The sequence below is a fragment of the Sandaracinobacteroides sp. genome (genome assembly GCF_057137845.1).
The window spans coordinates 1-8,562 of the sequence record NZ_DBNHFX010000186.1 but is presented as its reverse complement, the minus strand read 5'-3'; the positions used below and the strand labels follow the sequence as shown (position 1 = coordinate 8,562).

The following is an 8,562-nucleotide window of genomic DNA, read 5'->3' as shown; positions in this document are numbered from 1 at the left end:
GCGCCGCTGCCGTTCGTAGTGATCGAAGACGGCCGTTACCATCTGGTCGAGGAGGAAACCGCCGACACCGAGGACCACGGTCTTAGCTTCGGCCGCATGGCGGCGTTCCACGGGCAGATGGGCATGTTCGTGCGGGCGCTTGCCTATATCAAAAGCCACGGCGCCGACGGCCTGAAGCAGGTGGCCGAGGACGCCGTCCTGAACGCGAACTATGTGCTGCGGCGGTTAGAGGACGTGATGACCGCGCCCTACGCCGACGCCGGCCCGTGCATGCACGAGGCGTTGTTCGACGACAGCTTCCTGAAAGGAACCGGCGTTACCACGCTCGATGTCGCCAAGGCGCTGATCGACGAGGGCTATCACCCGATGACCATGTATTTTCCGCTGGTGGTGCATGGTGCCATGCTGATCGAGCCGACGGAAACCGAAAGCCGCGAGCGGCTGGACAAGTTCATCGACGTGATGCGCGCACTGGCGACAGCGGCAACGGCCGGAGACGCGGACCGCTTCGTTACGGCCCCGCGCTTTGCGCCGCGCAGCCGGCTGGACGAAACCCGCGCCGCGCGTGAACCTATTCTTGCCTTCAAGCCCTAGGCGGCAGGGAAAAGCAGCGCGCCCTTAGTTTCCGTCAACATGGTTAACCAGTTGGCAGCGGTTGTAAAAAATCGTTGCATTCCATTGCCCGAGTGATAGCATCCACAGGTCGGAAGGGGTGTCTTTCCGGCGGGGCAATATATGGAAAACAGGGGCTTAACATGAAGGGTATTCTTCTCGCGGCTGCCGTAGTGGCAGCACCGTTCGTCTTTGTGTCTTCTGCGCAGGCCGGGATCGCCAGCGGCCAGCGCGGCAACCTGAGCTGGAAGGCGCAGAACACAATCGTCGGCGTCAACTCGACAGCGACCGTGGTTGGCGGCGGTGATCCCGCTTATTTCGCCAACAATCCCAAATACAGCGGCGTCGTCACGCTGATCATGCAGTATGACGATGGCGCCGCCTTCATCTGCACAGGGTCGCTGATTTCAGGCAACTCGATCGCAACGGCGGGTCACTGCGTATCCGATGGGTACGGCAAGGGTGGAACGCCGGCCCGTGTTCGCGCCTATTTCAGCGACAGCACCGATCCTGATTTCGTCCGCTTCAACCCGGCAGACGATTTCAATGCGAATGTCGGCGCAGTCGCGATCGACGTCAGCCACATCTATGTGAACCCCGGCTACACCGGCGAAGTAATCGACCAGAACGACATTGCGGTTCTGCGCCTCGCCGCGCCGGCGCCGGATTATGCCAAGGTCTATGGCCTGTATGCCAACGGCGACGTGACCGGCGAACAGTTCAACGTGGTCGGCAATGGCCGGCGCTCGTCGGCTGGCGGCAATGTCGGCGCCGATCTTGGCACCGGGCGCATGCGCCAGGGCGAAAACATCTATGACTATGCCTGGGGCAATTCCGACTTCGGCGGTTTCTTCACCAACCTCGACGGCAACGGCGAGAATTTCTTCGGCACCGCCGATATCGAGTACAGCTTCATTTCCGACCTCGACAACGGCAAGGTCGCCAATGATACGGCGTGCCTGATCGCCTATGCGGTGTCGGGCCTGACCAACTATTGCCAGCAGGGTATCGGCAACATGGAAGTCGGCATTGCCGGCGGTGATTCCGGTGGGCCTGCCTTCGTCGATGGCAGGCTTGCCTCGATCAATTCCTATGGCCTGTCGTTCGGGTCCGACTGGGGCGATATCGATGATGCCCTGAACAGCAGCTTCGGCGAATTCAGCGGTTATGTGCCGATCTATATCCATACCGCATGGATCGGCGGCGTGGTGCCGGAACCGGCCACCTGGGCGATGATGATCGCGGGCTTCGGCCTTGTCGGTGGCGCGATGCGCCGTCGCCGGGCGGTCGCAGCCGCCTGATCGAACCGGGCGATGAAATGGGCCGGCGGAGCAATCCGCCGGCCTTTTTCACGCACGAGCCTCATTGCCGGACGGACGTGCAATCGCCATGTCGATAACCTGAATATATCAGGAAAGGTGCGGGCATGGCTGGCTTGGAAACTGCGGTTCTTGCCGGGGGCTGCTTCTGGTGCACGGAAGCGATATTCGATCGGCTTCGCGGCGTGCATTCGGTGGAAAGCGGGTACACCGGCGGCCACGTGCCAAACCCGACCTATCGGCAGGTTTGCGGCGGTGATACCGGGCACGCCGAAGCGATCCGGGTGACGTTTGATCCAGAGACCATCAGCTATGCCGAGCTTATGGACGTGTTTCTTGGCACACACGACCCGACCCAGTTGAACCGCCAGGGCAATGACATCGGCCCGCAATACCGCAGCGCCATTTTCCCGCAGACCGAGGCCCAGAACCGCGAGGCAAAGGCCGCAATTGCCCGTGCGGTGGCCGACTGGCCGGCGCCGGTGGTGACGACGATCGAACCGTCTGCGCCGTGGTATCCAGCCGAGGCGGAACACCACCAATATTTCGACCGAATCGGTGACAATAACCCCTATTGCACGGTGATCATTACGCCCAAGGTGCGGAAATTCATGCAGAAATTCGCATCGCGCGCCAAACCATGAGTGGCGGCAGTCAGCCATGCAGGCACCGGTGATGCTGCGGATGTTACATCAATTCATCATCCTGCCGTGATTCTGCGGCGATTCGTCATGAATCCGTGCGCGGGGAATCGGAATCGAAGGCAGGCCGCTGCTAACCGCTCCATGGGGATGGGGTTTGGCTGAGAGGCTTACGCTTCGTGCAACTTTTCGGGAGCCGGGGACTGATTTCCGGCCGCTGGAACAATCTGTTTCGTGACCACGAGATTATCGTGCGTACACAAGGACATGTCCGCTATCTGCGGCTGTCCGCACGTGCCCAGCGCCGGGCGGCGGGTATTGCTGCTTTCACGCTAAGCGCTTGGGCGGGCGGAACCGCCGCACTGCTGGTCTGGCAGGCATGGGCAAGCCAGCAGCATCGGGATGTCGAGGCGCGCGCCGCTGCCGTGCAGGTGGCCGAACAACGGGTCGCCGCCGAGCGTCGTTCGGTCGAGCAGATCGCCAATGGCCTTGATGCCCGGCAGGATCGCATCGAGACGTTGTTCCGCGCCCACTTCGGCGAGGATGAGCAGGCCGGGGCCGAGCTTGGAGCGACGGACCAGCCGAAAGCGGCGGCAGCGCAGGCCGCACAGCAAGCCGCAAAGGGCGAAGTCGAACGGCTGAAACAAAGCGGCGCCCGGCAGGACCAGTTCATCGATACGCTGACCAAAGCCACCGCGCGGCGGACGGCACAGGCCGAACAGGCGCTGCTGGCCGTCGGTATCCGCCCCGGCGACAGGCGCGCGCAGGGTGGACCGTTCCTGCCGCTGTCGCGCAAACGCGCAGCAAAACTGCCCGGAGACGTGGCGCTAAACAAGCTTTCCGCGATGCTCGACCGGCTGGAAGAACTGGAATCGCTGCTGGTTGCGCTGCCGTCCGGCAGGCCGGCCGATGGCATGGCGCTGACCAGCGGTTTCGGTGCCCGATCCGATCCGTTCACCGGCGCCCGCGCCATGCACGCAGGCCTTGATTTTCGCGGCGCCCACGGCAGCCCGATCCGGTCGGCAGCGCCGGGACGGGTCAGCTTCGTCGGACAGCGCAGCGGCTATGGCAATGTCGTCGAAGTCGATCACGGCCACGGCATCATGACGCGCTACGCGCACCTTTCGGGGTTTGCCGCCCGCATAGGGCAGGCCGTCCACACCGGAGACGCCATCGCCCGCATGGGTTCCACCGGGCGGTCAACCGGCACGCACCTGCATTTCGAAGTCCGCGTCAACGGCACTGCGGTGAACCCGCGCCGCTTTCTGGAGGCAAACGCCCATGTTCTCGAAGTCAAAGCAGACGCCCGCGAACGGATCCTCGGCCGCACCGCAGCAGGCTAGAGCCGCCACACGGGCCGGGGGCGGCGGCTTCTCGGTGCTGGCGGGTGACGTCGTCATTCGCGGCGACATCAAGGCAGCCGCCGACCTGCACATCGATGGCCGCGTAGAGGGCGACGTTACCTGCGCGACATTGGTGCAGGGCGCCGACAGCGTGATCGAAGGGTCGGTTACGGCAGAATCCGCCCGACTTTCCGGCCGGGTCGATGGCTCGATCACAGCACGAGAGCTTGTGGTGCTGGCGAGCGCCCGCATTTCAGGCGACGTCGCCTATGAAACCCTGACGATCGAACAGGGCGGGCAAGTCGATGGCAAGCTCTGCCATCGGGCGCCAGGCACGCCGATCGCCGAGGCAGCGCCGCGCGTGGAGCTGGTCGCCAGCAACTGAGGCCGCTGGCCGGCAGGGGTTCACTCCGCGCGAATGGCGCGGGATGAACCCCTGCGCTTGCTACTTGGCCTTGTGCTGGTTGAACCAGTCGATCGGCGCCAGAATAGATTGCAGCCACTGCGAGGGCCGGCCCATCCCATGGCCCGATCCGGGCAGGCGGATCATCTGTGCTTCGACGCCACGCAGTTTCAGCGCACCGAACATCTGCTCGGTCTGGCTGATCGGGGTGCGATAGTCGTTTTCGCCGGTGATCAGCATGGTTGGCGTGCGAATCTGTCCCGACAGACTGAATGGCGACCGCTTGAAATACAGTTCAGGCTGTTCCCAGGGCGTTGCGCCCATCCAGTGCTTCATGAAGAACGCGGTTCCGTCCGACGTCGTCACCTGGTCCGTCCAGTCGACGACCGGGCGCAGGGCGGCGGCCGCCCGGAATTTTTCCGGCTCCTTGCCGATCGCCCACAACGTCAGCACCCCGCCTCCTGACCCGCCGCCGATGAACATATTCCGGGCATCGGCGTAGGGGCGAGCAGCGACCGTATCGAGGATTGTCATCAGATCGTCGTGGTCTTGCCCTGGGTAGGCATTGGTGATTGCGTTCGCGAATTCCCGGCCATAGCCGATCGAACCGCGCGGATTGGTGAACAGCACCAGATAACCGGCCGCCGCATACAGGCCATGCGTGACCGAGAAATACGGCCCGTAGTCGGTGTTCGGCCCGCCGTGGATATCCAGAATTACCGGGTGGCGTTTGGCGGGGTCGAAATCGGGCGGGAAGGCGATCCAGCCCTGCACGCGCTTGCCGTCGGCGCGCGAAGCCACGCTGACTTCCTCGATCCGGGCGGGCTTGCGCGTGGCCGCCCAGCGAGCGTTGAAGTCCAGCCCGTCGGTCTGGCCTTTGCCGCGCGCGAGGCCCAAGCCCGCCGGCCGGTCGGTGAAGGCGGTGGTGAAGGCGCAGGTGCCGCCATTGCAGTCTGCCTGTCCGCCTGCAGACGGCAGGTAAAGCCGGGTGCCGCCAACCGACGGGACCATGACCGTCGACGCGCCGGTCGATGCATCCATCCGCGCAAGCCGCTGGGTTCCCTGATCGTGATAGAGGATGTGCAGCGTTCGGCCGTCGGCATCCCAGCCGAAATCGGCAATAGGCCGGTCTAGCGATTTCGACAGATGATTGACCGGGCCTCCGGGTGTCAGCGTCGTCGTCCAGAGTTCGGGCATGTCGTAGAATTCGTTCGATGCGGCCGAACCAAGAAACGCGACGGTGCGACCATCCGGCGAAACTTGCGGCGCCCCCTCGCTGCCAGCGCGCGAGGTGATGCGCGTGGCGGCCTGTGGTTTGCCGTCTTTGCCGGGCTGGGCCGCAAAGAGGTAGATGTCGCTTTCGCGCGGACCGTTGATCGGGTCGGCGGTGAATGAACCAAGGATGCCTTTGCCGTCTTTCGTCCAGCCGAGGCGCCCATCGTCGATCTGGTCTTTGTCGCCGGCCGTAAGCCGGGTGACTGCGCCGGTTGCGGCGTCGGCCACAAACAACTGGTTCGAGCCGGGCTTGATTTCGCCTACACCGTCCGCGCGCCAGAACAGGTCGGTGATGATCTTCGCGTCGGGTGCGGCGCTCAGACCGTCGCCCTTGGGCTTTTCCGGCAGGCCGGGGATGGCGGCGGGCTTTGCCTCTACCCATCCGGTGAAGGCGATGCGGCTGCCATCGGGCGACCAGACCGGTCCCTGCGGAGCGATTTCGCCGGTGGTGAGCGGACGGCCGACGGCTTCAGCCAGCGCCATCACATGCAGTTGCGGGCGGCCAAGCGCCTGCGCGACATAGGCGATGCGGCTGCCATCGGGCGAAAAGCTGTATTGCGATGGCCCGACATCGCGGCCGACCAGCAGCCGCCGGTCGGTGATGCGGCCCGCGCTGTCGACGTTCGCCAGCCACAACTCGCCGGTTTTGCGGTCGGTCGCGCGCTCGTAGGAGTAGCGGGTGAACAGAACGCGCTTGCCATCGGGCGACACCACCGGATTGCTGACCAGTTGCAGGTCATAGAGGTCGGCTGCCTGCAACGGCTTCAGATCGGCTGCCTGCACGGGCAGGCTTGCGGCGGCAAGCAGGGCTGCAACAATTGCTTTCATCGGTTCATGCCTCGTGGTTCTTGGGGAACAGGGTGTCAGTTGAAGACGGGAACGGCGCGCCGGTCGGCGGGATGGTTCTGCCGGCCCGCCGGCAGCTTGCGCCGATCCTGCAATTCATTTCCAAGCCACGCAACCGCGTTGCCGAACAGGCGCGCAAGGCCTTCCTCCAGCCGCTGGTTGAACAGGTCCGGCGGAACCTGCGGTTGCCAAAGGCTGTCGGCGGTGAAGGGGGCGTATGGCTCCCAAGGGACTTTGCCATCGGCTGCAAGGTTGATGTCGACGAGGTGGTGGAAGCTGCTGTCCCACAGCACTGCGCCACGGTTCCCGGCTCCCGGCTCGATCGCCATCACCGGGAAGGCGTTGAAGCTGGTTTCGTTCAGCGGCACATGCACGGCCAGCAGGCGCACCCCTTCGGGCAGGCAGCTTTCGTCCAGCCGATACATGTAGTGAACGCCAGCCTTGAATATCCCCTCGTGGGCGTGGGCGGGGATCCAGATTCCATCGCCCGATCCGACACCGTTGAAGATCGGATGCGGCGTGAACGGGGCAGGCGTGCCGTCGGGCTGCTTCCATGCCAGTTCCGCCGGAACGATCTTCTGAAGATAGCCCGCGGGCGGGCCGAGCGACAGCTCTACATCGACGGGCACCGGGCCATCCGCAGTCATGCGAACGCCCTGGATGCGCGTCCTCGGGCTGTCCGTCGAGTCGAGGCTGTGGACGACGTCGGGGCGAAGCGGTTCGGCAGGTTCAGGTTCGATCGGGCCTGCAAGCCCAAGCGTGTCGAGGCTTGCATGTCCCAGCGGCCCATGGTCCCACATGACGTAGGTGCCACCGCCCCTTGCGCGGAACGCCCGGAACGCCTCCTGCTCCTCGGCGGTGAACGGCATCGGGCCGAAGCGGTCGCCCGGTTGTTCGGTTGCGATCAGCACCAGCACCAGCCGGTCGGCGCGTGGATGGTCGGCAAGGGCAAGCCATTCCGGGTCTCCGGCGGCGCCGGCGGCGCGCGCGTTGCGATGCGCTTCCCGGTGGCGGCCGTAGGCGCCGATCACCCGGTGGCCGCGCGCTTCCAGCATCCGGGCGGCGCGCGCATAGGTGAAGAAGCGGTCTGGCGGCACTGGCGGGAACACCGGCCGAACGCCGATATGTTCGGACCGGTTTTCGGGAGGGTCGGTTACCCAGAAGATTTCGCCGGTGGAATAGAACAGGACGTCGGCCATCGGCGACCCTTCATGAACAGGATGGTTGCGCCGTTGTTGCCGAGCATGGGGCAGGGCGCAATGCCGAATGTCGGCTCAGGCAGCGGTGCTGCCATCCGTCGCGCGACGGGTAAGCAGTTCGTTGCGGTAATGCCACGCCGTGCGCCCCGAGCGCCCGCCGCGTGCCAGTGCGAAGGCAATGGCGTCGGCTTCGTCCAGCGCCAGCCCCTCGGGCGCCAGATGGCGGCGGACCATTTCCAGCCAGCTATCCTGATCGGGGGCGTGGAACCCCAGCACCAGCCCGAAACGATCGACCAGCGCAAGCTGATCGTCCATCGAATCGCGCGCGTGGCGGCTTTCCGCCGGAGGGCGCTCGACCAGATGACGATGGTTCGATGTGACGGCCATGCGGACGTTCGCCGGGCGCTCGGCAATGCCGCCATCCAGCAGCGATCTCAGCGCCCGCACGTCGGGGTCTGTCGCGGTGAACGCCAGATCGTCGACGAACAGCAGAAACGGCCGGTCCGTCGGTTCCAGCCGTTCGAACAACAGCGGCAGGGTGGAAAGGCTGTCGGCTGCCGCCTGCACCAGTGCCACCTGCACTTCGGCTGCAACCGACCGGACGAGCGCGGACTTTCCCATTCCGCGCGAACCCCACAACAACATGTCGTGCGCGGGCGCACCGCGCGCCATGGCGCCAAGATTCTGTCTTAGCGCGGCCGTCTGCGCATCGACGCCCGCGAAACGATCCAGCGGCAGCACATTGGGGCGGTTGATCGCATGGAGGGTGCGGCCATCCCATCGGAAGGCACTGCCTGTCGCTGGGTTTGCGCCGGTGGTGGCAGGCGGCGCAATGCGCTCGAGGATACCGGCGATCTGCGACAGCGCGGTGGTGATTGCGTCGGTCATGGCTTGCAATTAGGGTCGGAAGCCGGGCAGGGCAAC

The 8,562-nt window shown here is 64.8% G+C and carries 7 protein-coding genes and 2 pseudogenes; 6 read left to right on the top strand and 3 right to left on the bottom strand.

What is annotated here, in order from left to right:
* From AC16JP_RS10425 to AC16JP_RS10400, 6 genes and pseudogenes are all read left to right on the top strand, one after another.
* Positions 1-594: PLP-dependent aminotransferase family protein (locus tag AC16JP_RS10425; RefSeq protein ID WP_484340549.1), on the top strand; the 594-nt coding region annotated here is incomplete at its 5' end.
* 161 nt (positions 595-755) lie between these two features.
* A pseudogene (locus AC16JP_RS10420) lies at positions 756-1,358 on the top strand (trypsin-like serine protease); the annotation flags it as partial.
* A gap of 453 nt (positions 1,359-1,811) precedes the next feature.
* Positions 1,812-1,913 (top strand): annotated as a pseudogene (locus AC16JP_RS10415) (PEPxxWA-CTERM sorting domain-containing protein); the annotation flags it as partial.
* Positions 1,914-2,038: 125 nt separating this feature from the next.
* Positions 2,039-2,575, top strand: coding sequence for a peptide-methionine (S)-S-oxide reductase MsrA (gene msrA / locus AC16JP_RS10410; protein WP_484340548.1), 537 nt, complete (start codon positions 2,039-2,041; stop codon positions 2,573-2,575).
* 248 nt (positions 2,576-2,823) lie between these two features.
* Positions 2,824-3,915 (top strand): M23 family metallopeptidase, encoded by a 1,092-nt coding sequence (locus AC16JP_RS10405; RefSeq protein WP_484340547.1) that lies wholly within the window; start codon positions 2,824-2,826, stop codon positions 3,913-3,915.
* Positions 3,854-4,300 carry a bactofilin family protein gene (locus AC16JP_RS10400; protein ID WP_484340546.1) on the top strand — a complete coding sequence of 149 codons (447 nt, stop codon included), beginning with the start codon at positions 3,854-3,856 and terminating at the stop codon, positions 4,298-4,300. Before AC16JP_RS10405 ends, AC16JP_RS10400 begins: the two co-directional genes overlap by 62 nt.
* A gap of 60 nt (positions 4,301-4,360) precedes the next feature.
* On the opposite strand, the gene AC16JP_RS10395 is transcribed toward AC16JP_RS10400, so the two are convergent.
* The 3 genes from AC16JP_RS10395 to AC16JP_RS10385 all read right to left on the bottom strand — a co-directional run bounded on the left by AC16JP_RS10395 (position 4,361) and on the right by AC16JP_RS10385 (position 8,526).
* On the bottom strand, positions 4,361-6,421 hold the full coding sequence (locus tag AC16JP_RS10395; protein ID WP_484340545.1) for a S9 family peptidase: 2,061 nt from the start codon (positions 6,419-6,421) through the stop codon (positions 4,361-4,363).
* Positions 6,422-6,456: 35 nt separating this feature from the next.
* On the bottom strand, positions 6,457-7,638 hold the full coding sequence (locus tag AC16JP_RS10390; RefSeq protein WP_484340544.1) for a hypothetical protein: 1,182 nt from the start codon (positions 7,636-7,638) through the stop codon (positions 6,457-6,459).
* Positions 7,639-7,713: 75 nt separating this feature from the next.
* On the bottom strand, positions 7,714-8,526 hold the full coding sequence (locus tag AC16JP_RS10385; protein ID WP_484340543.1) for a DUF815 domain-containing protein: 813 nt from the start codon (positions 8,524-8,526) through the stop codon (positions 7,714-7,716).
* Positions 8,527-8,562 lie beyond the last annotated feature (36 nt).

Bases quoted from the DNA above. Each gene is read 5' to 3' on its own strand.
- msrA (WP_484340548.1), top strand. From the start codon at position 2,039: ATGGCTGGCTTGGAAACTGCGGTTCTTGCCGGGGGCTGCTTCTGGTGC.
- AC16JP_RS10400 (WP_484340546.1), top strand. From the start codon at position 3,854: ATGTTCTCGAAGTCAAAGCAGACGCCCGCGAACGGATCCTCGGCCGCA.
- AC16JP_RS10395 (WP_484340545.1), bottom strand. From the start codon at position 6,421: ATGAAAGCAATTGTTGCAGCCCTGCTTGCCGCCGCAAGCCTGCCCGTG.
- AC16JP_RS10390 (WP_484340544.1), bottom strand. From the start codon at position 7,638: ATGGCCGACGTCCTGTTCTATTCCACCGGCGAAATCTTCTGGGTAACC.
- AC16JP_RS10385 (WP_484340543.1), bottom strand. From the start codon at position 8,526: ATGACCGACGCAATCACCACCGCGCTGTCGCAGATCGCCGGTATCCTC.